This is a genomic window from uncultured Meiothermus sp., from assembly GCF_937863175.1.
Classification (GTDB): Bacteria; Deinococcota; Deinococci; order Deinococcales; family Thermaceae; genus Meiothermus.
This window is the reverse complement of the sequence record NZ_CALMCQ010000429.1, coordinates 1-1,218: the sequence shown is the minus strand read 5'-3', so window position 1 is coordinate 1,218 and position 1,218 is coordinate 1. Positions and strand designations below refer to the sequence as shown.

Below are 1,218 nucleotides of genomic sequence, written 5' to 3'. Positions count from 1 at the left end.
CTCTTCCGATCTCAGGAGCGGTTTTCAAATCAACCAGACCGATGGGAGACTAAGGATCTCTACGTCGGGAATTTGTGCTACCCACCGGGATCCGGCAACAGAGCCGCGCCGCCGCAAACCTCCGAAGTGCACCGCGCAAAACCATCGCCGAAACTCCTATCGTGGGCGCACATGGCTACCCGAACTTGGTAAGAGGCCATTCCCTGGACAAATATGCCATACATAGCCTATTTTTGCCTGTTCCCAGCGGCAAAATAGTGAAAATCGCGATAGGGGATGCTGTCTATTGAAAAACCGCCCACCTATCAACCTTCTGCGACCTTGGTATCACAGGTTACCGGCCTCGCAGCGCTCGCTTGAACAACTGCGGAGCAAACTCTGCCACTGCCCGCAAGAATCCGGTGATTCCCCTGGCCCTTCCAGGGGTGATGTAGACCGGCACCCCCAGGTTTTCGGCTTCCAGGCGCACCGGCTCGGAGAGGTCGTGGCCCACGTAGCTGCTGATGATCATCATGCCGTGGGCGCGTTCTAAACGGCTCTGGATGCGTCGGATAATCTCGCGTCCGGCGGTGTTGCCGTCCGAGTCGAACCAGTCGAGTTTGAGTCCCTGGCTCTCCAGGTAGGGCAGCATGCGGCTGCGCAACTGGGTGTGGCCCCCCACCACGATCAGGTACTCGCCGTGGAAGCGCGGCAGGCCCTCGGAGATCAGACTGTCCACAGCGGTTCCGGCCAGGGTATCGGGCACCCCATCTAACCGGGAGAGGGCTTTGGAAGTGGCTTTGAGTTCTTCCAGGTAGAGCTGCAAATCGGGATCGTTGGGGTTGAGGAACAGCAAGTTGCGCAGAATTTCGCGCGATAGTTCCAGGTCTTTTTCCCAGTAGTAGGCTGCTTCCAGCGCTTTGCGCCAGGTCTGAGCGGCCTTCTGGTAGGCTCCGGTGCGTTCGTAGTGTTCGGCCAGGTCATATAGCACTTCCAGGGCTTCGGGGTTGCGGGCCAGTTCCGCCAGCAACAGCCCCTCGGCTCCCAGGGGCTGCCCGGCATTGTAGAGCGCCGCCAGGTACTGCCCGCGCACGGTCTCGGCCTCACTGCTCTGGGAGAAGCTCCGTGAGAGGCGATAGGCCAGTTCCAGGTGTTCTAAGGGTGGCTCGAGGGTACGCTCCAGACTCTGGGCCAGCATCCGAAAGGCTTCCCAGGGCCCTTCCAGGGTCTCGACCAGCT

At 60.1% G+C, this 1,218-nt stretch carries 1 pseudogene; it reads right to left on the bottom strand.

Annotated features, from left to right (window positions below):
• Window positions 1–334: 334 nt before the first annotated feature.
• Window positions 335–1,218 (bottom strand): annotated as a pseudogene (locus Q0288_RS16095) (hypothetical protein); the annotation flags it as partial.